This is a genomic window from Rhodococcus sp. Leaf225, assembly GCF_001426145.1.
Classification (GTDB): Bacteria; Actinomycetota; Actinomycetes; order Mycobacteriales; family Mycobacteriaceae; genus Rhodococcoides.
This window is the reverse complement of the sequence record NZ_LMRN01000021.1, coordinates 281,474-303,163: the sequence shown is the minus strand read 5'-3', so window position 1 is coordinate 303,163 and position 21,690 is coordinate 281,474. Positions and strand designations below refer to the sequence as shown.

Here is a 21,690-nt window from a genome sequence, read left to right as displayed (position 1 = left end):
CTTCGATGTCATGATCACCCGCTCCGCCCGCGCCGACTCCCGGCCGATGCTCGTGCGTTCGCTCGGCACGATCGACTACCTCGACGCTCTCGAGATCCAGCGCGAGGTCGCCGGCCGTCGTGCCGAGAACGTCGGCGCCGACGAGTTGCTGCTTCTCGAGCATCCCGCCGTCTTCACCGCGGGTCGGCGTACGGCTCCCGAGGATCGGCCGCGCGACGGCACCCCCGTCATCGACGTCGACCGTGGCGGCAAGATCACCTGGCACGGTCCCGGGCAGCTGGTCGGCTATCCCATCGTGCGGCTCGCGGAGCCCGTCGACGTCGTTCGGTACGTCCGGCTGATCGAGGAGGCACTCATCGCCGTGTGCACCGATCTGGGCCTCGAGGTCGGGCGTATCGACGGCCGTTCCGGCGTCTGGCTCGCGGCCGGCGAGGTGCGCGGAGCCCGAAATTCTGGTCCGGGACGGCAGCCCGAACGCAAGGTGGCTGCCATCGGGGTCCGCGTGCAGCGGGGTGTGGCTCTGCACGGCTTCGCCCTGAACTGCAATGCGTCCCTGGAGGGCTTCGGCACCATCGTTCCGTGCGGTATCGCGGACGCCGGCGTCACCACACTGTCGGACGAACTCGGCCGCGACGTGACCGTCGACGAGGTCACTCCGGCGGTCACGCAGCGCATCCTGGACGCACTCGACGGTCGCCTGCCGTTGGCGGTGCACGATCTGGACAGAACGCCCGTCGCACCCACGCCACGCTTCACCACGGTGAACTTCGGCGGATGACCCCCCGCGAGTAGCATCGATGCGGTGACCGTCGCACCCGAGAACTCTCCTGCACAAGCTCCGAACGGACGCAAGCTTCTCCGCCTCGAGATCCGAAACGCGGAGACCCCGATCGAACGCAAACCGTCGTGGATCAAGACCCGCGCGAAGATGGGCCCCGAGTACTCCGAACTCAAGGGACTCGTCAAGCGCGAGGGACTGCACACGGTGTGCGAAGAGGCCGGGTGTCCCAACATCTACGAATGCTGGGAAGACCGCGAAGCCACGTTCCTCATCGGCGGTGAGCAGTGCACCCGTCGCTGCGACTTCTGCCAGATCGACACCGGCAAACCTGCCGACCTCGATCGGGACGAGCCGCGCCGCGTGGCCGAGTCGGTGCAGGCGATGGGTCTGCGCTACTCCACCATCACGGGTGTCGCCCGCGACGATCTCGGGGACGGCGGCGCCTGGCTGTACGCCGAGACCGTCCGTGAGATCAAGCGCCTCAACCCCAACACCGGTGTCGAGCTGCTGATCCCCGACTTCAACGCCGACCCGGACCAGCTGGCCGAGGTCTTCTCCTCGCGCCCCGAGGTGCTAGCGCACAACGTGGAGACGGTGCCGCGCATCTTCAAGCGCATCCGTCCCGCGTTCCGCTACCAGCGCAGCCTCGACGTCATCACCGCGGCGCGCGACGCCGGCCTGGTGACCAAGTCGAACCTGATCCTGGGCATGGGCGAGACCTACGAGGAAGTCACGCAGGCGATGCAGGACCTGCACGACGCCGGCTGCGACATCCTCACCATCACCCAGTACCTGCGCCCGTCGCCGCGGCACCATCCGGTCGACCGGTGGGCCAAGCCGGAGGAGTTCGTCGAGCACTCCAAGGCCGCCGAGGCCATGGGCTACGCCGGCGTCCTCGCCGGTCCCCTGGTCCGCTCCTCGTACCGCGCGGGTCGCCTCTACGCGCAGGCCATGGCTCACCACGGCCGTGCGATCTCCGAGAACATGTCCCACCTCGAGCACGGCGGCGAGGCGTCCCAGGAAGCCAGCTCGCTGATGGCGCGCCTGGCAGCCCGCTGACCCCACACCCCCAGCGACACCACGCGGCCCGCCGTCCTACCGGATGGCGGGCCGCGCTGCGTCTGCGCCTATCCTGGGAGCCATGGCGAACGGCGGTACAGCAGGCAAGGGCAAGGCCTCGAAAGAGGCGAAGGCCGCGGCGAAGGCAGCACGCAAGCAGGCCTCGAAGGAACGGCGCTCCCAGTTGTGGCAGGCCTTCCAGATGCAGCGCAAGGAGGACAAGCTCCTCCTGCCGCTGATGATCGGATCGGTCGTCGGCATGGCGGTGCTGTTCTTCCTGATCGGGCTGATCTTCGGGATCGAGTGGCTCCTGCTGCCGTTCGGGCTCCTCATCGGTGTGCTCATCGCGTTCGTGATCTTCGGTCGCCGCGTGCAGAAGTCGGTGTACGGCAAGGCCGAAGGCCAGGCCGGCGCCGCCGCGTGGGCACTGGACAACCTGCAGGGCGGGTGGCGTGTCAAGACCGCCATCGCCGGCACCACGCAGCTGGACGCCGTGCACCGCGTCATCGGTCGTCCCGGCGTCATCCTGGTGGCCGAGGGCGCACCGCAGCGCGTGAAGGCACTGCTGGCGCAGGAGAAGAAGAAGACCGCACGCCTCGTCGGCGACACCCCGATCTACGACGTCGTCGTCGGCAACGACGAGGGCCAGGTGCCGCTCTCGCAGCTGCAGAAGTACCTGACCAAGCTGCCGAAGAACATCGACAGCAAGCGCATGGAGACCATCGAGTCACGGCTCTCGGCGCTGGGCGCGCGCGGTGGCCCGGCACTCCCCAAGGGACCGATGCCGGGCGGCGCGAAGATGAAGGGTGTGCAGCGCACCATCAAGCGTCGCTAGTGGCCTCCGGCCCCGTGCGCCTTGTGCGTGTCCAGGGATGCGCAAATGTCGCACGGGGGGACTACCGGGACATGAGGAGTGCGGTGCCCGTCGCGCGGTCGTGCATGCCGCGGCTGTCGATGTCGGTGATGACGGCGGGCACCACGAAGGCGATGAAGACCTGACGCACCAGCGCGCGCACGACTCCCACGCGGCCCGGAGCGTCGATGCGCGCCACCTGCATGCCCATGCAGAACTGACCGGGCGTGAAGGAGAACAAGCTCACGGACACGAATCCGAGCAGGAACCACACTCCCAGGGTCAGGGTCGACAGGTTGCCCCCGGCGACACTGCCGCCGAGGAACAGCGCGGACACACCCATCGACATAAGCCAGTCGATGGCCAACGCCGCGACACGCCTCGGTGTCGGCGCGAGCGAACCCGGCCCCACCTTGGGAAGTCCCAGGTACTCGCCCTGGTAGGCCTGCTGCTCGTGGTCACCGTCGGGCAGCGCGGCGGCGGGGCCCGAGAGCCACGATCCGGTCATCCGTGCCATGAGTGTTCTCCATACTGGTGTGCGTGCGGGGCCATTGCTCCAGGATAGGTGTCGCCCCGGCGGGAGGGTCTTCCCACCGGCCACCAGCTGCGACGACGGGACGCGTAACACCGACGAAACACGGACTTGACGGTGAGGCAACACCGCTTCCCTACCGTCGGCGTGGCGCAGCTGCCGCACTCACACAGACGTCGCGGACCAGCACTCGACAAGAAGGAGTTCCAGCGTGGATTTCACCACGGCCGAAGAGGTCATCAAGTACATAGCGGACGAGAGCGTCGAGTACGTCGACATCCGTTTCACCGATCTCCCGGGTATCCAGCAGCACTTCTCGATCGCGGCGAAGGCGTTCACCAAGGACACCCTCGAAGACGGTCTCGCGTTCGATGGCTCGTCCGTGCGTGGCTTCCAGTCGATCCACGAGTCGGACATGATGCTGCTGCCCGACTACGGCACCGCTCAGATCGACCCGTTCCGTCACGCCAAGACGCTGAACATGGACTTCTTCGTCCACGATCCGTACACCCGCGAGTCCTACAGCCGCGACCCCCGCAACGTCGCGCGCAAGGCCGAGGAGTACCTCGCCAGCACCGGCATCGCCGACACCGCGTTCTTCGGTCCCGAGGCCGAGTTCTACATCTTCGACTCGGTCCGCTACGACTCGCAGATGAACGGCGCGTTCTACGAGCTCGACTCGAGCTCCGGCGCCTGGAACACCGGCGCCGAGACCGAGGCCGACGGCTCGCCGAACCTCGGCTACAAGGTCCGCCCCAAGGGTGGCTACTTCCCCGTCGCGCCGTACGACCACTACGTCGACATCCGCGACGCCATCTCCACCAACCTGCAGAACGCGGGCTTCGAACTCGAGCGTGGACACCACGAGGTCGGAACCGGCGGCCAGCAGGAGATCAACTACAAGTTCAACACCATGCTGCGCGCGGCCGACGACCTGCAGCTGTTCAAGTACATCGTCAAGAACACCTGCTGGCAGCACGGCAAGTCCGCGACCTTCATGCCGAAGCCGCTCTTCGGTGACAACGGCTCGGGCATGCACGTGCACCAGTCGCTGTGGAAGGACGGCAAGCCGCTCTTCTACGACGAGAAGGGCTACGCGGGTCTGTCGGACCTCGCACGTCACTACATCGGCGGCATCCTGCACCACGCCCCGTCGCTGCTCGCGTTCACGAACCCGACGATCAACTCGTACCACCGCCTGGTGCCGGGCTACGAAGCCCCCATCAACCTGGTGTACTCGGGCCGTAACCGTTCCGCCGCCGTCCGTATCCCCACCACGGGCAACAACCCGAAGGCCAAGCGCCTCGAGTTCCGCGCACCCGACGCGTCCGGTAACCCGTACCTGTCGTTCGCCGCGCAGATGATGGCCGGCCTGGACGGCATCAAGAACAAGATCGAGCCGCTCGCTCCCGTCGACAAGGACCTCTACGAGCTCCCGCCGGAGGAAGCGAAGAACATCCCGCAGGCACCCACGTCGCTGCCTGCCGTGATCGACCGCCTCGAGGCCGACCACGAGTACCTCACCGCCGGTGGCGTCTTCACCACCGACCTGATCGAGACCTGGATCTCGCTCAAGCGTGAGAACGAGATCGCGCCCGTGAACCTGCGTCCGCATCCGTACGAGTTCCAGCTGTACTACGACTGCTGAGTCTCGCTCCAGCGCATTCGAGCCCGCTCCGGACCATGTCCGGGGCGGGCTCGAGTCGTTGGTGAGCGCGTCGTCGAACACGGACAGAGAACGAAAAGTACGAAACCTGGATTGAACTGCGCACTTTCGGGGTAGAGACGAGTGTCCGCTGTGTTCCGGGTGACGATCCACCCGGCCGCCGGACGTCGTGGCACCACCACAGTCGCGTCTTTCCTGTTGCCGAACGAAGGATCTGCACCTGATGGATGCTCTGTGGGACTTCATCGTCGGCCGCCGAAGGCAGCTCGCGATCGATTCCTATCTTCACGTCTCCGCCGTCGTCCAGTGTGTCGTCATCGCGACCATCCTGGGTGTCGCCATCGGAGTTCTCGTCTACCGCAGTCCCGCCGGCTCCGCCGTCGCCACCGCTCTCGCGAGCACGGTGCTCACCATCCCGTCGTTCGCGCTGCTGGGACTGCTGATTCCCATTCTCGGTCTCGGCGTCAAGCCGACCGTCACCGCGCTGGTGCTGTACTCGTTGCTGCCGATCATCCGGAACACGGTGGTCGGACTCGACGCGGTGAATCCTGCGGTCAGCGATGCGGCACGCGGTATCGGCATGAGCCGAGCCACCGTGTTGCGTCGCATCGAGATTCCTCTCGCGTGGCCGTCGATTCTCACCGGGATGCGCGTCAGCACCCAGATGGCGATGGGCATTCTCGCCATCGCCGCGTACGCCAAGGGCCCCGGCCTCGGAAATCTCCTGTTCTCCGGCCTCGCCCGCGTCGGCAGCCCCACCGCAGTTCCCCAGGCCCTCACCGGCACCGTCCTGATCGTCATCCTGGCGCTGATCCTCGACGGGATCTACGTCCTGATCGGCAAACTCACCACCTCGAGGGGTATCCGTGACTGACACGACTCGCACCACCACCGGAGCAGAGATCGTCCTCGAGGACGTGACGAAGTCCTACCCCAACCAGAAGGCCGCCGCGGTCGACCACGTGTCGCTCACCATCCCCGCGGGTGAGGTCGTCGTGTTGGTGGGACCGTCGGGCTGCGGCAAGACGACGACGATGCGGATGATCAACCGCCTCATCGAGCCCACGTCCGGCCGGATCACGATCGGCGGCAAGGACGCGCTGTCCATCGATCCGAACGAGCTGCGGCGCACCATCGGCTACTCGATCCAGCAGGCCGGCCTGTTCCCGCACATGACGATCGCGCAGAACGTCGGCATGGTCCCCGGGCTCATCGGGTGGAACAAGAAGAAGATCTCCGACCGCACCGACGAGATGCTCGATCTGGTCGGACTCGATCCGGGCCAGTACCGCGAGCGCTACCCGCGCCAGCTCTCCGGTGGGCAGCAGCAGCGCGTGGGTGTGGCCCGCGCTCTGGCGGCCGACCCCCCGGTGCTGTTGATGGACGAGCCGTTCGGTGCCGTCGACCCCATCACCCGCGGCCTCCTGCAGGACGAGCTGATGCGCCTGCAGGCCGAGCTGGGCAAGACCATCGTCTTCGTGACACACGACTTCGACGAGGCCGTCAAGCTGGGCGACCGGATCGCCGTCCTGGGCAACCAGTCCCGCATCCTGCAGTACGACACCCCCGAGGCCGTGCTGGCCAATCCCGCCGACGAGACGGTGGCCGGCTTCGTCGGCGCCGGTGCGGCTCTCAAGCAGCTCACCCTCATGCGTGTGCGCGACATCGAGCTCAGCGATGTTCCCGCCTTCGGTGAGGACGAGCCGGTCGAGACGATGAACCGGGCGCTCGGCACCGATCCGGAGGCGTGGGGTCTCATCCTCGACTCCCGGAAGCGGCCCATCCGGTGGACCGACCGTCGTCACCTCGCCGGCGTGGGCAGCCTCCGCGACGTCGGTGTGCCGATCGGTGAGCTCGTGTCGATCCAGTCCACGCTGCAGGACGCGCTCGAGGCCCTGCTCGCCGAGGGCAACGCGACGGCGACCGTGACGGGCAAGCGCGGCGAGTACGTCGGCACCGTCACCATCGAGGCACTGATCGACACCATCAAGACCATCCGTTCGCAGCACGCGCACGACCACGACGACGTGGTCGACGCGGGCGCGGCGTCCGTCTCGGGCGCATCGTCGTGACGGCGTCGGTCGAGGCGTCCGTCGTCGACGATCCCGCCGACGCAGAGGGCGATGCGAAGTCCGCGGCCAGGGCAGCGCGGCGAGCCGAACGGATCCGTCTGGTCGTTCAGCCCGCACTGGTTCTCGTCCTCGTGGTGGTCACGCTGGTCTACGCCCTCACGCGTGATCTCACGGCGACGCAGGCGGCGACGATCAACGTCGCCACGATCTCCCAGCGCGTTCTCGAGCACGTCCTGATCACGTTCGTCGTGACGGCACTCGTCGTGCTGATCGCGGTGCCCCTCGGAATCATCCTCACTCGCAATGGCTATCGACGACTCGCTCCCGTCTTCATCGGTATCGCGAACATCGGTCAAGCAGCGCCTGCCGTCGGCCTGCTCGTGCTGTTGTTCCTCGCGACCGGCAGCACCGGGTTCTGGGTCGGTGTCCTGCCCATCGCGTTCTACTCGCTGCTCCCGGTGCTGCGGAACACCATGCTGGGGTTCCAGCAGGTGGACGCCAGTTACATCGATGCCGCACGCGGACAGGGCATGTCGGGCTCCGGCATCCTGTGGCGCATCGAGTTCCCACTCGCGGTGCCGTACATCCTCGCCGGCCTGCGCACCTCTCTCGTGCTGGCGGTCGGTACCGCCACGCTGAGCTTCCTCGTGGGCGCCGGCGGCCTCGGCGTGCTCATCGACACCGGGTACAAGCTCAATCAGCCGCTCATCCTCGTCGTGGGCGCCGTGCTCGCGGTGGCGTTGGCGTTGCTCGTCGACTGGTTGGGCGCTCTCGCCGAGGCCTTCCTCGGACCGAAAGGACTGCGCTGATGCGCCGTACCCTGATCACACTGTGCGCGGTCTCCACCCTCGCCCTCACCAGCTGCGGGCTGCAGTCCGGCAGCGCGGTGCCCCTGGCCGTCGAACCCGGAAGCATCACGGCGCAGCCGGGTCTCGAAGGTGCCGAGCTCACCGTCGGTTCCAAGGACTTCACCGAGCAGATCATCCTCGGCTACATCCTGGAGTTCGCGCTCGAGGCGGCGGGGGCGAACGTCCGCGACCTGACCAACATCTCGGGATCCAACAGCACGCGGCAGGCCATGATCAGCGGCCAGGTCGACGTCACCTACGAGTACACCGGCACCGGCTGGATCAACTACCTCGGCAACGAGACTCCCATTCCCGACGCGACAGAGCAGTACGACGCGGTGCGCGATGCGGACAAGGCGAACGGCATCGTCTGGGTCAACCCGGCGCCGATGGACAACACGTACGCACTCGCGATGAACCAGCAGACGGCGCAGGAGACCGGCGTGAAGACGCTGTCCGACTACGCCGCCCTGGTGCAGCGTGATCCCGCCGCCGCGGCGGTGTGCGTGGAGACCGAGTTCAACTCGCGCCAGGACGGTTTCCCCGGCATGGCGGCGGCGTACGGCTTCGACGCGAACGCGGTGAACCGCCAGATCCTGCAGACGGGCATCATCTATCAGGCGACGGCGGACGGCTCGCAGTGCAAGTTCGGCGAGGTGTTCACCACCGACGGCCGCATCAAGGGGCTCGACCTGGTGGTCGTCGAGGACGACAAGCTGTTCTTCCCGCGCTACAACGCGACGGTGAACCTGCGTCAGGAGATCGCCGACCGCTACCCGGAGATCGCGGAGATCACCGCGCCGGTGTCCGCGGCGCTCACCATCGACGCCATCACCGAGCTGAACAAGCAGGTCGACGTCGACGGCCGGGAACCCGCCGAGGTGGCGCGTGACTGGATGGTGCAGCAGGGTTTCGTCACCGCCGGGGCCGACTGACACCGAGGTACACCTACTGCACAGAAGACGACCCCGCCCGGCACAGACGGCCGAGCGGGGTCGTTCTCTGTGCAGAACCGGTACGGGTCAGGAACCGAACGCGCGTTCCACCACGGCCTTGGCCCGACGGGTGACGCGCAGGTAGTTGTCGAGGAACTCCCCCGCGTCGCCACTGGGCCAGCCGGCCACCTGCGCGACGGCCGACAGCACCTTGCCGGGAGCCGGCAACTGATCGGTCGGCTTGCCGCGCACCAGGACCAGCGCGTTACGGGCCTTCGTGGCCGTGAGCCACGCCTGGCGCAGGAGGTCGACGTCGCCCGGGCTCATGAGCTCCGCGGCGCCGATCGCGTCGAGGCACTCCAGGGTCGACGTGTTGTGCAGCGCCGGAATGCGGTGGGCGTGACGCAGTTGCAGCAACTGCACGGTCCACTCGACGTCGGCCAGTCCCCCGCGCCCCAGCTTGGTGTGCGTCTTCGGGTCGGCTCCCTTGGGCAGTCGCTCCGCGTCGACCCGGGCCTTGATGCGCCGGATCTCGCGGACGGCGTCCTCGGAGACTCCGCCCTCGGGGTACCGGATGCGGTCGGCCATGAGCAGGAACCGGATTCCCAGGTCCTGATCGCCGGCGACCTGGTGGGCGCGGAGCAGGGCCTGCACCTCCCACGGCTGCGCCCACTGCGAGTAGTACGCGTCGTAGGCCGAGAGTGTGCGCACGACAGGCCCGTTGCGCCCCTCGGGACGCAGTCCGGTGTCCACCTCCAGCGGCGGGTCCTGGCTCGGCGAACCCAGGAGCTTGCGGACGCGATCGGCGATGGCGTTGGCCCACTTGACGGCGTCGCTGTCGTCGGCGCCCTCGGCCGGCTCGCACACGAACAACACGTCGGCGTCGGACCCGTAGCCCAGTTCACCACCACCGAGTCGACCCATGCCGATGATGGCGATCGACGCGGGAGCGGTGCCGCCGCGCTCGGCGACGGACGCACGGACCGCCGCGTCCAGAGCGGCGTTGATGACCGCTGCCCACACCGAGGACAGCGCCCGGCACACTTCGGGGACCTCGAGCAGTCCGAGGATGTCCGCCGAGGCGACCCGCGCCAGTTCGTAGCGACGCAGGGACCGCGCCGCCGCGACCGCGCGTACCGGATCGTCGTAGCGCGCAGAGGACTTCAGGATGGCGCCGTACGTCTCGGTGGGATCGACGTCGAGCAGTTTGGGGCCGGTCGATCCGTCGGCGAAGAGCCGGATGACCTCCGGCGCGTTGACCAACACACCGCGCAGGTACTCCGACGACCCGAGCACCTGCATCAGGCGCTGCGCCACCGGGCCCTCGTCGCGGACCAGCCGCAGGAACCAGGACTGCTCGGCGACCTCCTCCGACAGCCGTCGGTAGGCCAGCAGGCCCGCGTCGGGATCCGGTGTGTCGCCCAGCCATTCGAGCAGCGTCGGCAGCAGCAGCGACTGGATGCGACCCTTGCGCGCACCCATGCCGACGAGTGCGCTCAGGTGTCCGAGCGCGTTCTGTGGAGCCGAGTAGCCGAGCGCCGAGAGCTGCCGGATCGCGGAATCCGAACTGAGGCGCAGCGAGTCGCTGTCCAGCCGGGCCACCGATTCGAGCAGAGGGCGATAGAACAGCCGAGCGTGCAACCGCCGGATCCGCTGCGCGTTGCGACGGATCTCCTGGCGCAGAACGCCGGTCGCGTCGTGGTTGCCGTCGGGACGCATGTGGGCGGCGCGGGCGAGCCAGCGCATCGCCTCGTCGTCGTCGTCCGGCGGCAGGAGGTGCGTGCGCTGCAGCTTCTGCAGCTGCAGCCGGTGCTCGATGAGGCGGAGGAACTCGTAGGACGCGGTGAGGTTTGCCGCGTCGTCACGCCCGATGTAGCCGCCGGTGGCGAGAGCGGACAGCGCGGCGACGGTACCGCGTTCGTGGAGGGAGTCGTCGGCTCGTCCGTGCACGAGTTGCAGCAGCTGGACGGCGAACTCGACGTCACGCAGGCTGCCGCGCCCCAGCTTGATCTCGCGCTCGCGCAGCTCGGCCGGCACCATCTCCTCGACGCGGCGGCGCATCGCCTGCACCTCGGGGACGAAGTCCTCGCGCTCACTGGCCACCCACACCATCGGCGTCACCGCGTCGACGTAGGCCTGGCCCAGCTCGGCGTCACCGGTCATGGCGCGCGCCTTGAGCAACGCCTGGAACTCCCAGGTCTTCGCCCACCGCTGGTAGTACGCCAGGTGCGAGTCGAGAGTGCGGACCAGTTCGCCCTGCTTGCCCTCGGGACGCAGTGCGGCGTCGACCTCGAAGAAGGCGGACGAGCCGATGCGCATCATCTCGCCGGCCATGCGGGTGGCGAGGGAGTTGGAGGGTTCGGCGACGAAGACGACGTCTACGTCGCTCACGTAGTTCAGTTCCTGCGCACCGCACTTGCCCATCGCGATGACCGCGAGTCGGACCGAGCATGGCCCGTCGGGGAACGTGACGGTGACGGCCACCGACAGTGCCGCGGTGAGCGCCGCGTCCGCCAGATCGGACAGCTGACGACCGACCACCTCGTAGGGCACGACGGGCTCGTTCTCCACGGTCGCCGCGAGATCGGCGGCGGCCAGGATCATGAGGTGGTCGCGGTACGCCGTGCGCAGCGCGATGATGGCCTTGGGTCCGGTCAGCTCGGCCCGGAACACCTGACCGAGGGCGTCGTCGCCCGTCTCCGCGACGGCACCGACGCTCGCGAGCATCGAGTCGCGCAGCTCGTCGGCCGTGGGCAACGACTCCGTGCAGGTGGTGAGCAGGCGCCACTTCTCCGGCTCGGACACCAGGTGGTCACCGAGAGCGCTGGACGATCCGGCGAGAGCGAACATGCGGCCGCGCAGACTCTTGTCGGTGCGCAGGCGGGCGTCGAGGTCGGACCAGTTGTCACCGAGATCCTCGGCGAGGCGCGCGAGAGTGCGCAGCGCGAGATCGGCGTCGGGCGAACGCGACAGCGACCACAGCAGCTCGGTGCTGTCCTCGTCGGTCCAGCCCAGCAGCGACAGGTTCGCCGGGGCCGACGCCTCGACGAGACCGAGCCGTCCGGGGCTGGGCACGGTGGAACGGGAACTGGGCGGAATCACGGGCGAGCCTCCACCACGGTGTACGAGTCGACCGCCGGGTCGGCGTCAGCGAACGTCGGGTGGACGAACCGCGGGTCGACGAATCTCGGGACGGTGGTGCATTCCGACATGTTCATGGCGTGTCGACGTTACTCGACAGCCCCGTCCACTCGACAATCGCGCAGTCGCGCCGGCCCTACAGACCCAGGTAGGTCTTGAGCTCGAACGGCGTCACGTGCGAACGGTACGACTCCCACTCACGACGCTTGTTGCGCAGGAAGTAGTCGAAGACGTGCTCGCCGAGCGCCTCGGCCACCAGCTCGGAGCCCTCCATGGCGGCGAGCGCCTCGTTGAGGCTGCTGGGCAGCTCCCGGTAGCCCATGGCGCGGCGTTCGGCGGAGGTCAACGACCACACGTCCTCCTCGGCCTCGGGCGGCAGCGTGTACCCCTTCTCCACACCGCGCAGTCCGGCCGCGAGCAGCACGGCGAAGGTGAGGTACGGGTTGCACGCCGAGTCGGGGCTGCGGATCTCGACGCGGCGAGACGACGCCTTGTTCGGCGTGTACATCGGAACGCGTACCAGCGCAGAGCGATTCGACGGACCCCAGGACGCCGCCGTGGGGGCCTCGCCGCCGTGGATCAGACGCTTGTAGGAGTTGACCCACTGGTTGGTGACCGCGCTGATCTCGTTGGCGTGCTCGAGGATGCCCGCGATGAAGGCCTTGCCGGTCTCGGACAACTGCATGGGGTCGTCCGGGTTGTGGAAGGCGTTGGTCTCGCCCTCGAACAGGCTCATGTGCGTGTGCATGGCCGAGCCGGCCTGATCGCTGAACGGCTTGGGCATGAACGTCGCACGCACGCCCTCGTCGATCGCGACCTCCTTGACGAGGTAGCGGAAGGTCATCACGTTGTCGGCCATGGACAGGGCGTCGGCGTAGCGCAGGTCGATCTCCTGCTGACCGGGCGCGGCCTCGTGGTGGCTGAACTCCACCGAGATGCCCATGGACTCGAGGGCGTCGATGGCGTGACGCCGGAAGTTCGGCGCCTCGTCGTGGACGGCCTGGTCGAAGTAGCCGCCGTTGTCCGCGGGGACGGGGGGCCGACCGTCGTCGGGCAGTTCCTTGCACAGGAAGAACTCGATCTCGGGATGCACGTAGCAGCTGAATCCGAGGTCTGCGGCCTTGGAGAGCTGGCGACGCAGCACGTGCCGGGAATCGGCCCAGGACGGCGACCCGTCGGGCATCGCGATGTCGCAGAACATGCGGGCGGAGTGCTGCTCGCCCTTGCTGGTGGTCCAGGGCAGGATCTGGAACGTCGTGGGGTCGGGCTTGGCCACGGTGTCGGCCTCGGAGACTCGCGAGAAGCCCTCGATCGCCGAGCCGTCGAAGCCGATGCCCTCCTCGAACGCGCCCTCGAGTTCGGCCGGAGCGATGGCCACGGACTTGAGGTAGCCGAGCACGTCCGTGAACCACAGACGGACGAACCGGATGTCGCGCTCCTCCAGAGTGCGAAGCACGAATTCCTTTTGGCGATCCATGACCGTCAGGCTAGGCACGTTGCATTAAATCCGTGTTACATCGTGAAACCGGTCGCACTTTCTGGACCTCACAGCGCGGTGGCGACGACTGTGAGGTCACGGCTCAGCAGCGCAGACCTGCTGGTGGAGGCGTCAGGTCGACGAGGTAGGCGGACACGGCGTCGTCGATGCAGGCGATCCCGGCGAACGAGGCGGTGTGCTGATTTCCCTCGTAGGTGATCAGCGACGAGCCCAGCTGCGCGGCCAGAGCGACCCCGGCCTCGTACGGGGTGGCGGGATCGTCGGTGGTCGAGACCACCACGGTCGGTGCGAGTCCCGGTATCGAGACCGGCCCCGGGTCGGCTGCCGAGGGGACCGGCCAGAAGGCGCACGGCTCGAGCGGCGCGGTGCCGTTGCCCCGGCCGTCGTCCAGGAACGGCGCGGCGGCGCGGAACCGGGCGTCGAGCGCGCCCTCCTCCGCCCGGTCGGTCACCCGCGGATCGTCGACGCACCGCACGGCGGTGAACGCGTCGTTGGTGTTGCTGTACGTGCCGTCGCTCAGGCGCCCGTTGTAGAGATCGGCGAGCGAGAGCAGGATGTCGCCCTGACCGTTCTCCAGCTGAGTCAGTCCGCGCCGCAACGGTCCCCACAGTTCGGTGCTGTAGAGCGCCTGCTGCACTCCGGTCACGGCGTCGTCGTAGCTCAGCGAGCGGGCACCCTCCGGCCCGGTGAGCTCGGTGCTCGCGGGCCGGTCCACCAACGGATCGACCAGGGCCCGGAAGGAACGCACGGCTCCCGCCGGGTCGGTACCGAGTGGACAGTCGGACCGTCCCGCGCAGTCGGCCGCGAAGGCGTCGAACACCGACTGGAAGCCTGCGCCCTGCGCGACCACCTCGTCGGCCGCGTTCGCAGCGGGGTCGAGAGCGCCGTCGAGCACCATCGCGCGCACGTTCTCGGGGAAGAGTTCGGCGTAGGTGTAGCCCAGCCGCGTCCCGTACGAAAATCCGAGATACGTCAGCTGATCGTCGCCGAGCACCGACCGGACGACGTCCATGTCCCGCGCGACGTCGGCCGACGTGAGGTGTTCGAGCAACACCGGATCGTTGCGCTCGGCGCACCGCGCGGCGTAGTCCTGATTCTCCTTCTCGGTCTCGGCGATGCCGGCGGGCGAGGTGTCCACGTCGTTGTCCGCACGCTCGGCGTCGAACTCCCGCGGAGTGTCGCAGCGCACCGCCGGCACCGACGCACCGATGCCCCGAGGGTCGAATCCGATGACGTCGAAGGACGATTCGACGGCGGTACCCCGCGCCACCGTCGCAGTCGAGAGGCCCGACGCGCCGGGTCCGCCGGGGTTGACGAGCATCGAGCCCACCTTCTCCCCCGTCGCCGCCAACCGGGACAGCGCCAGTGAGGCGGTGGGCCCGGCCGGATCGTCGTAGTCGATCGGCACGGTCACCCGGCCGCACCGCAGGCTCGGGTCCAGCTCGGACCCGTCGGTCACGAATCCCTCGCACGATCCCCACGTGACACGCTGCGCCCGAAAGGCGTCCAGCGTCGACGGTTGATCGGCACGCGTCTCCGTCGTCGTGACGGGCACGGACCCACCCTCGTCGTCGGTGGGAGTGCCGCCGACATCGGAGCCGCACGCCGCGGCCAGCACTGCGAGAACCGAGAGGGAGACGGCGAGACGGACGGACACGCGACGGGAGGACACGTCTCGATGGTGGCACGGCGTGGTGTGTGACCAAGCGCACTCGTGCCGCGGAACCCGGCGGTGGCAGACTGAACGCGTCATCACCTCTACCCGGGGACCCGCCGAGCGGGCCTCGAGGACGAAAGGGACGCTCGATGTCTGTTGCTGAGACCCCGCTGTACGGATCCGCACCCACGGGCCGCAAGACCCGCACCCACCACCTGCAGGCGATGAAGGCCTCCGGCGACCGCTGGAGCATGCTCACCGCCTACGACTACTCGAGCGCGCGCATCTTCGAGGAGGCCGGCATCCCCGTCCTGCTCGTGGGCGACTCGGCCGCCAACGTCGTCTACGGCTACGACACCACGGTGCACATCGACATCGCGGAGCTCATCCCCCTGGTCCGCGGCGTGGTCCGTGGTGCCCCCAACGCACTCGTGGTCGCCGACCTGCCGTTCGGCACCTACGAGATCTCTCCGCAGCAGGCCGTCGAGACCGCTGTCCGCTTCATGCGCGAGGGCCAGGCCAACGCGGTCAAGCTCGAGGGCGGCGAGCGTGTCGCCCCGCAGATCGCCGCCATCACCGCCGCCGGTATCCCCGTGATGGCGCACATCGGCTTCACCCCGCAGAGCGTCAACGGACTCGGTGGTTTTCGCGTGCAGGGCCGCGGCGACGCGTCCGAGCAGCTCGTGGCCGACGCCATCGCCGTCCAGGAGGCCGGCGCCTTCGCCGTCGTCATGGAGATGGTGCCCGCCGATCTCGCCGGCCAGGTGACGCGCAAGCTGACGATCCCCACCGTCGGCATCGGTGCCGGTCCGGAGTGCGACGCCCAGGTTCTCGTCTGGCAGGACATGGCCGGTTTCACCAGCGGTCGCACCGCCAAGTTCGTCAAGCGTTTCGGCGACGTCGGCGACCAGCTGCGCGCCGCGGCGTCGAACTACGCCGCCGAGGTGCGGTCGGGGGCCTTCCCCGCGCAGGAGCACAGCTTCTAGGACTGCGACCCCTGGCGAGCGACGCGGGCGAGCCGGTCGGGGAAGCACCCGGGTGGCACACTCGGGGCCATGATGATGCGACATGGACTCGCCGCGGCGGGTGTTCTGGCAGCAGCGACCGTGACCCTGACGTCGTGCGCAGGCGGGACGGACACCACCACTGCGTCGACGACGACGGCCGCTCCCACGACGACCACATCCGCGGCTCCGGCCACCCCGACGGTGTCCGAGGATCAGGCTCAGTCGCTGTGCACCGACCTCGAGGCGCAGCTGTCGAACTGGCGCGTGCAGGGCCCGACCGTGGGCCGCGGCGGCCTGAACATCCTGGTGCAGACGTGGGCGGCGCGCTACGGACTGAACGCCGCGGTGATCCAGAACCGCGGGATCGTCGACACGGCCGCCACCGACGCGTGCTCCGACGTCCGGAGCCAGGTCGTCGACATCCTCGAGATTCCCGATCTCGCGTCGGGCCTCGTGGGGCTGTGACGATGACGGCGCTCCGGTCCCTCTACCCCGAACTCGACCCGCACGACTCGGGGATGCTCGACGTCGGCGACGCGCAGCACCTCCACTTCGAGGTCAGCGGCAACCCCGACGGCACTCCGGTGGTGTTCGTGCACGGCGGACCGGGCGGCGGCACGGGTCCCGATCAGCGTCGCTACTTCGATCCCGAGGCCTACCGGATCGTGCTGTTCGACCAGCGCGGGTGCGGTCGGTCCACGCCGCACGTCGCCGACGGCGCCGATCTCTCCGTCAACACCACCGGACACTCCATCGCCGACATGGAGGTCCTGCGTGAGCATCTCGGCATCGACACGTGGTCGGTGTTCGGCGGGTCGTGGGGATCGACGTTGTCGCTCGCGTACGCCCAGGCGCATCCGCACCGCGTCACGTCACTGGTGCTGCGCGGCATCTTCCTGCTGCGTGAGTCGGAGATCGACTGGTACTACCGCGGCGGCGCGGGACACCTCTTCCCAGAACTGTGGGAGAAGTTTCTCGCCCCGATCCCGGCGGCGGAGCGCGACGGCGACCCCGTGGAGATCTACCACCGACTCCTTCACTCGTCCGACCCGGAGACCGCGTTGAACGCGGCGGTCGCCTGGTCCACGTGGGAGGGCGCCACCAGCACCCTGCTCCCGAAACCGGAACGCGTGGAGCAGAACTCCGAGGCACGGTTCGCACTCGCGTTCTCGCGCATCGAGAATCACTACTTCGTGCACCAGGGGTTCCTGGAACAGAATCAGTTGCTGGCGAACATGGACTCCATCGCCCACATCCCCGGCGTCATCGTGCAGGGCCGTTACGACGTGGTGTGCCCGGCCACGAGCGCCTGGGATCTGCATCGATCCTGGCCGTCGTCGACACTCCACATCGTCGACGACGCCGGGCACTCCGCCGCGGAACCGGGGATCATCCATCACCTCGTCGAAGCGACGGACTCCTTCCGCCGCTGACGAACCGGCCGTTCACCTGCAGGTGGTAAAGATGTCACCATGAGTTCAGGTGGTGCGGATGCGCACACGGAGATCGAGGCCAAGTTCGACGTCGGCATGGACACGCCGGTTCCCGAGCTCACGGGGGCGAAGTCGATCGTGTCCGCGTCCGCGCCGGAGCTGACACACCCGGTCTCCACGTACTTCGACACCCCGGATCTCGATCTGGCGCGTCGACGCATCACGGTGCGTCGACGGACCGGAAGCTCCGACGCGGGATGGCACATCAAGATGCCCGTCTCGTCCGACGAGCGTCTCGAGCTGCGGAGCCCGCTGTCCGCGGGCGGCAACACCGCTCGCGTGCCGGCCGAGGTCGCCGATCGTGTGACGGCGCACGTGCGAGGCAAACCGCTCGTGCCCGTCGCGAGCATCGAGACCCGCCGCATCGTCACCGTCGTGGCCACGAAGCGGCACCAGACCGCCGCGGAGCTGTGCGACGACACCGTCACCGCCCGGAACCTGCTGGACGACACCACTGTTCGCTGGCGTGAATGGGAGGTGGAACTGATCGACGGTGACCGCCGCACCCTGGAGAAGGTGAGCACCTACCTGCTCTCCCACGGCGCCGACCCCGGTTCCTCACCGTCGAAGCTCGCACGGGCGCTCGGATCCCGCCTGGCGGATCTCCGGACCGGCGATGCCACGCCCAGCGGCACCGCCGGGTCCGCGCTGCTCGCCGCCCTGGCCACCGACGTGTCCGCTCTCCTCGCGGCGGATCCGCGCGTGCGGGAGAACGACGACGACGCGGTGCACGCCATGCGCGTCGCCACGCGGCGACTGCGCAGCGTGCTGCGGTCCTACCGCGATCTGCTCGACCGACCGTCCGTCGACGCGGTCCGTGGCGAACTGTCCTGGCTCGCCGACATTCTCGGCACCGCTCGTGACGCCGAGGTGCTGGCGGCCCGTTACGACGCGGCGCTCGCGGCGCTGCCGTCAGACGCTGTGCGCGGTCCCGTGGTCGAGACCCTCGTCGGCACCCAGCGACGGCTGTACACGCTCGCGCACGACGAGATCGTGCGGGAGTTGAGCGGTGAACGCTACTTCGCCCTGCTCGACGCACTCGACGCTCTCCTGGCAGCACCCACCGTCGGTCCGTCGGACAGCCGCGCGGACAAGGTCTTCCGGAAGGTGCTGCGGGGCCAGTACCGGAAGATCGCCCGAGCCGAGGCCCACGCGGCCGCGCTCACCGGAGACGAGCGTGCCGAGGCGCTGCACGACGTGCGCAAGAACGCCAAGAAGCTGCGCTACGCGGCCGAAGCAGGGGCGGGCGCGCTCTCGGACGGAGCAGTACGAGCGACGGCCGCCGGCGTCGCGAAGGCCGCGAAGAAGGTGCAGTCCGTCCTCGGCGACGTCCAGGACAGTGCGGTGTCGCGCACCACCATCCTGACCGAGGCCGCCTCCGCGGCCGAACGGGGTGAGGACACCTTCACCTTCGGTGTCCTGTACGCGAACGAGGGACACGACAGCGCGGACGCGCTGGAGCCGCTCCCCCGCGCGTGGACGAAGCTGCGGCGCCGCGCAGCCTCGCTCGGCTGACAACCTGAGCGGCCTACCCGACCACCGACGACCGGCCTCCGGCCTACCCGACGACCGGCCTCCGGCCTACCCGACCGAGAACTCCACTCGCCGGGTCACGACGTCCACCGGCCCCACCCGCACGGTGACGGTCGTGCCCTCGGCCGGGTCTCCCGAACACGGGCCGACGACGGTGTACTCGGGAACGAAGACCTCGGCGGGCCGCTTGTCGGTTCGTCCGCGCAGCACGACGGCCGAGACGGTGTCGCCGACTCGGTCGGCCAGCACTCTGGCCTCGACGAGGTCGATGCACGCACGGTCCACCTTCGACGCCAGCGAGTCGCTGCGCCGCATCGCGTCGGGCAGGTCCGCGAATTCGGCGAGCACCCAGTCGGGGACAGCGGTTCCGGCGCAGTGGGCGAGACACACCTCGGTGGCGTACCTGTCGACGCGCCGACGCAGCGGCGCGGTGACGTGGGCGTACGGACCACCGATCCCGGAATGATCCGGCTCCTCGGGTGTCTCACCGTCGAAGGCGACGTACGCGGCGCCGCGCAACAGCGTGGTCGCCTCGGTCATCACGGCGAGAGTCGTGGGAGCCGCCGGATCCAGGCCGGCGAGAACCTGGCCGGGCGAGGCACCGGTCGGCCACTGCAGGCCCAGTGCCCGCACCACCGCCCGCAGTGCCTCGACGTCCGACGCGCCCGGCGGCGGGAGAGTGCGCAGGATGCCGACCCTCGCCTCGAGCATGATCGCGGCGGCGCACATCCCGGTGAGCAGGGACATCTCGGCGTTCCACGCGTCGGCCTCGGTGCGCGGCGCGATCTCGAGGCGCCACCCGCCGCGGTCGGAACCGTTGGCGACGACCTCCTGCTCGGGCAACGCGAGTTCGATGGCTCCGCGCTCGACCGCGAGGGCCCGCCGCGCCCGACCGAGATCCTGCAGCGCCGTCAGCGACGGATGCACGGTGCCGGAGTCGACAGCCGACTGCACCTCGGCGTAGGTGAACCGTTGCCGTGAGCGCACCGTCGCCGGCTCGACGTGCCAGGACGTCGCCGTCCCCGCGGGGTCGGTGTCGATGGTCCACAGCGCGGCCGGCCGTACCCGGTCCGGCAGGAGGGACGACGCGTCCTCGGACATCTGCCGAGGGTGCAGCGGCACGCTGTCGTCCGGGAGGTAGAGCGTCTGTCCGCGGCGGCGCACCTCCTCGTCCAGCACGCTTCCCGGCGCGACGACCGCACCGACGTCGGCGATGGCGTAGTACAGGCGGAAACCCGCGTCGGTGCGGTGGACGACGAGAGCCTGGTCCAGATCCATCGACCCGGGCGGGTCGATGGTCACGAACTCCAGGTCGGTCGCGTCGCGCCGCGTCGGACGAGAGTCCGCCACCGGGACCGCGTCGGGCGGGTACCCGGTCGGCAGGTCGAACTCGGCGCGCAGGGCCGAGAAGTCGACTCCGTCGACCCGAGGCGCAACGGCCCGCCTCGACACCGACGCGGTCACGAGCGCGCCGATGCGGTCACGAAGACCAGGTGTCGTCGGCGTCGTCCGCGGCCTTGTTGCGCTCCGCGGCGATCTCGAGGGCGCGCTCGGCGGTGGCCTTGTCTGGGTAGGGCCCCATGCGGTCCATCGCACCGGCCTCCTTACCCTGCACGACAGCCTTGTCGCTGATGCGGAAGTACCACTGATCGTCGTCGTCACTCATGATCGACAGTGTGCCCCAGATCTGCCCCGACGGAACAGACTTCGCGTTCTGCGGCCCTGCGATTCACGGTCGGCGACGCGCCGACCGCACACACCGCGGGACCAGCGGCCGCGTTACACTTCTCGCATGTCCGGGTACACACGCCGGACCGGAGCCGGACCACGCACCCGATAGGAGTACGACATGTCGACCCTTCTCTTCGATCAACTGTTGCCGCTGATGGGCCATGACGCCGCGACGTACTGGGCCACCCTGCTGGTGGTCGACCCCATCTGATCCACTCTGCTCACGAACGGCTCCGCCCTCATCGAGGACGGGGCCTTTCGTCGTTCAGGAGGACTCGATACGTGGCGGCGGGCCGACGCTTCCCGTAGTTTCCTACCGCCGGCCCGCCGAGACTCACTGTAGAGGACATCGAACATATGTTCTAGTCCGCCCTCGAACAGGGCGGTCGGACCGGTCGTGTGCGCGGACGAGTCGGCGTGTAAGCCGGATCCTGTCCCCGGGACGAATCCCGGGTGGCGACCATCCATCTGGGCACACCGTCGCCGGGTACCTCGAGCGATCAACCCGCAGGCTCGGGCGAGCAGCCCTCGAACACCTGCGCAGACGCACCACCGCGAACGGCGGTGCGACCTTCGATCTTGCTCCGGGCGGGGTTTACCGAGCCACCCCGGTCACCCGGGGTGCTGGTGCGCTCTTACCGCACCGTTTCACCCTGACCGACCGATCCGAGGACCGGTCGGCGGTCTCTTCTCTGTGGCACTGTCCCGCGAGTCGCCTCGGGTTGCTGTTGGCAACCGCCCTGCTCTGTGGAGTCCGGACTTTCCTCGGCTCGAAGCTTGACGACGCCGGTCGTCAGTTCTCCGTGCCGCGGTCGCCCGGCCAACTCGTCCGCCCCGTCATGGTAGCCGCTCCGCCACGCCCGTCCCACCCACGCTCCGACCCC

18 protein-coding genes and 1 other RNA gene are annotated in these 21,690 nt (G+C 68.7%); 12 read left to right on the top strand and 7 right to left on the bottom strand.

Annotation, left to right across the window (positions count from 1 at the left end; translation table 11 throughout):
• Positions 1-10 precede the first annotated feature (10 nt).
• The 3 genes from lipB (at position 11) to ASG69_RS16530 (ending at position 2,675) form a co-directional block, all read left to right on the top strand.
• Positions 11-778, top strand: a complete 768-nt coding sequence (lipB, locus tag ASG69_RS16540; protein WP_056445660.1) for a lipoyl(octanoyl) transferase LipB — start codon at positions 11-13, stop codon at positions 776-778.
• A 24-nt stretch (positions 779-802) separates the two neighbouring features.
• The gene (gene lipA / locus ASG69_RS16535) at positions 803-1,840 is read left to right on the top strand and encodes a lipoyl synthase (RefSeq protein WP_056445662.1); all 1,038 of its coding nucleotides are present in this window, start codon (positions 803-805) and stop codon (positions 1,838-1,840) included.
• Positions 1,841-1,922: 82 nt separating this feature from the next.
• A complete protein-coding gene (locus ASG69_RS16530; protein ID WP_056445665.1) occupies positions 1,923-2,675 on the top strand; it encodes a DUF4191 domain-containing protein in 753 nt (250 codons plus the stop codon).
• Between the two features lie 61 nt (positions 2,676-2,736).
• On the opposite strand, the gene ASG69_RS16525 is transcribed toward ASG69_RS16530, so the two are convergent.
• Complete coding sequence (locus ASG69_RS16525; RefSeq protein ID WP_027505795.1) at positions 2,737-3,210, bottom strand: RDD family protein; 474 nt, start codon at positions 3,208-3,210, stop codon at positions 2,737-2,739.
• A gap of 226 nt (positions 3,211-3,436) precedes the next feature.
• Here ASG69_RS16525 and glnA (ASG69_RS16520) point away from each other — a divergent pair, with 226 nt between their 5' ends.
• The 5 genes from glnA (ASG69_RS16520) (at position 3,437) to ASG69_RS16500 (ending at position 8,746) form a co-directional block, all read left to right on the top strand.
• Entirely contained in the window at positions 3,437-4,873 is a 1,437-nt protein-coding gene (gene glnA, locus ASG69_RS16520) for a type I glutamate--ammonia ligase (protein WP_027505794.1), read from the top strand.
• A gap of 241 nt (positions 4,874-5,114) precedes the next feature.
• Entirely contained in the window at positions 5,115-5,765 is a 651-nt protein-coding gene (locus tag ASG69_RS16515) for an ABC transporter permease (protein WP_027505793.1), read from the top strand.
• The gene (locus tag ASG69_RS16510; protein ID WP_056445669.1) at positions 5,758-6,963 is read left to right on the top strand and encodes an ABC transporter ATP-binding protein; all 1,206 of its coding nucleotides are present in this window, start codon (positions 5,758-5,760) and stop codon (positions 6,961-6,963) included. Before ASG69_RS16515 ends, ASG69_RS16510 begins: the two co-directional genes overlap by 8 nt.
• Positions 6,960-7,772 (top strand): ABC transporter permease, encoded by an 813-nt coding sequence (locus ASG69_RS16505; RefSeq protein WP_027505792.1) that lies wholly within the window; start codon positions 6,960-6,962, stop codon positions 7,770-7,772. The genes ASG69_RS16510 and ASG69_RS16505 overlap by 4 nt, the downstream gene beginning before the upstream one ends.
• Complete coding sequence (locus tag ASG69_RS16500) at positions 7,772-8,746, top strand: glycine betaine ABC transporter substrate-binding protein (protein WP_056445671.1); 975 nt, start codon at positions 7,772-7,774, stop codon at positions 8,744-8,746. Before ASG69_RS16505 ends, ASG69_RS16500 begins: the two co-directional genes overlap by 1 nt.
• Positions 8,747-8,833: 87 nt before the next feature.
• On the opposite strand, the gene ASG69_RS16495 is transcribed toward ASG69_RS16500, so the two are convergent.
• The 3 genes from ASG69_RS16495 to ASG69_RS16485 form a co-directional block, all read right to left on the bottom strand.
• Complete coding sequence (locus ASG69_RS16495; RefSeq protein ID WP_056445676.1) at positions 8,834-11,848, bottom strand: bifunctional [glutamine synthetase] adenylyltransferase/[glutamine synthetase]-adenylyl-L-tyrosine phosphorylase; 3,015 nt, start codon at positions 11,846-11,848, stop codon at positions 8,834-8,836.
• Between the two features lie 175 nt (positions 11,849-12,023).
• Positions 12,024-13,364 (bottom strand): type I glutamate--ammonia ligase, encoded by a 1,341-nt coding sequence (gene glnA, locus ASG69_RS16490; RefSeq protein WP_027505789.1) that lies wholly within the window; start codon positions 13,362-13,364, stop codon positions 12,024-12,026.
• Between the two features lie 103 nt (positions 13,365-13,467).
• Entirely contained in the window at positions 13,468-15,057 is a 1,590-nt protein-coding gene (locus tag ASG69_RS16485; protein ID WP_235578978.1) for an alpha/beta hydrolase, read from the bottom strand.
• Positions 15,058-15,191: 134 nt separating this feature from the next.
• On the opposite strand from ASG69_RS16485, the gene panB reads away from it, so the two are divergent.
• The 4 genes from panB (at position 15,192) to ASG69_RS16465 (ending at position 19,057) form a co-directional block, all read left to right on the top strand.
• Positions 15,192-16,028: a 3-methyl-2-oxobutanoate hydroxymethyltransferase gene (panB, locus tag ASG69_RS16480; RefSeq protein ID WP_056445683.1), complete on the top strand. Its 837-nt coding sequence runs from the start codon at positions 15,192-15,194 to the stop codon at positions 16,026-16,028.
• A 69-nt stretch (positions 16,029-16,097) separates the two neighbouring features.
• Positions 16,098-16,514, top strand: coding sequence for a hypothetical protein (locus tag ASG69_RS16475; RefSeq protein ID WP_307092374.1), 417 nt, complete (start codon positions 16,098-16,100; stop codon positions 16,512-16,514).
• 2 nt (positions 16,515-16,516) lie between these two features.
• Positions 16,517-17,482 (top strand): prolyl aminopeptidase, encoded by a 966-nt coding sequence (pip, locus tag ASG69_RS16470; protein WP_056446298.1) that lies wholly within the window; start codon positions 16,517-16,519, stop codon positions 17,480-17,482.
• A 39-nt stretch (positions 17,483-17,521) separates the two neighbouring features.
• A complete protein-coding gene (locus ASG69_RS16465) occupies positions 17,522-19,057 on the top strand; it encodes a CYTH and CHAD domain-containing protein (RefSeq protein ID WP_056445686.1) in 1,536 nt (511 codons plus the stop codon).
• A 66-nt stretch (positions 19,058-19,123) separates the two neighbouring features.
• Here the strand turns inward: ASG69_RS16465 and ASG69_RS16460 are convergent, their stop codons facing one another.
• The 3 genes from ASG69_RS16460 to rnpB form a co-directional block, all read right to left on the bottom strand.
• Positions 19,124-20,539 (bottom strand): RNB domain-containing ribonuclease, encoded by a 1,416-nt coding sequence (locus tag ASG69_RS16460; RefSeq protein WP_056445689.1) that lies wholly within the window; start codon positions 20,537-20,539, stop codon positions 19,124-19,126.
• Between the two features lie 16 nt (positions 20,540-20,555).
• Positions 20,556-20,741, bottom strand: coding sequence for a hypothetical protein (locus ASG69_RS16455; RefSeq protein WP_056445692.1), 186 nt, complete (start codon positions 20,739-20,741; stop codon positions 20,556-20,558).
• Between the two features lie 469 nt (positions 20,742-21,210).
• An RNA gene (rnpB, locus tag ASG69_RS17460) (RNase P RNA component class A) lies at positions 21,211-21,634 on the bottom strand.
• Positions 21,635-21,690: the final 56 nt, after the last annotated feature.

Bases quoted from the DNA above. Each gene is read 5' to 3' on its own strand.
- lipB (WP_056445660.1), top strand. From the start codon at position 11: ATGATCACCCGCTCCGCCCGCGCCGACTCCCGGCCGATGCTCGTGCGT.
- ASG69_RS16530 (WP_056445665.1), top strand. From the start codon at position 1,923: ATGGCGAACGGCGGTACAGCAGGCAAGGGCAAGGCCTCGAAAGAGGCG.
- ASG69_RS16525 (WP_027505795.1), bottom strand. From the start codon at position 3,210: ATGGCACGGATGACCGGATCGTGGCTCTCGGGCCCCGCCGCCGCGCTG.
- ASG69_RS16515 (WP_027505793.1), top strand. From the start codon at position 5,115: ATGGATGCTCTGTGGGACTTCATCGTCGGCCGCCGAAGGCAGCTCGCG.
- ASG69_RS16500 (WP_056445671.1), top strand. From the start codon at position 7,772: ATGCGCCGTACCCTGATCACACTGTGCGCGGTCTCCACCCTCGCCCTC.
- glnA (WP_027505789.1), bottom strand. From the start codon at position 13,364: ATGGATCGCCAAAAGGAATTCGTGCTTCGCACTCTGGAGGAGCGCGAC.
- panB (WP_056445683.1), top strand. From the start codon at position 15,192: ATGTCTGTTGCTGAGACCCCGCTGTACGGATCCGCACCCACGGGCCGC.
- ASG69_RS16475 (WP_307092374.1), top strand. From the start codon at position 16,098: ATGATGATGCGACATGGACTCGCCGCGGCGGGTGTTCTGGCAGCAGCG.
- pip (WP_056446298.1), top strand. From the start codon at position 16,517: ATGACGGCGCTCCGGTCCCTCTACCCCGAACTCGACCCGCACGACTCG.
- ASG69_RS16465 (WP_056445686.1), top strand. From the start codon at position 17,522: ATGAGTTCAGGTGGTGCGGATGCGCACACGGAGATCGAGGCCAAGTTC.
- ASG69_RS16455 (WP_056445692.1), bottom strand. From the start codon at position 20,741: ATGAGTGACGACGACGATCAGTGGTACTTCCGCATCAGCGACAAGGCT.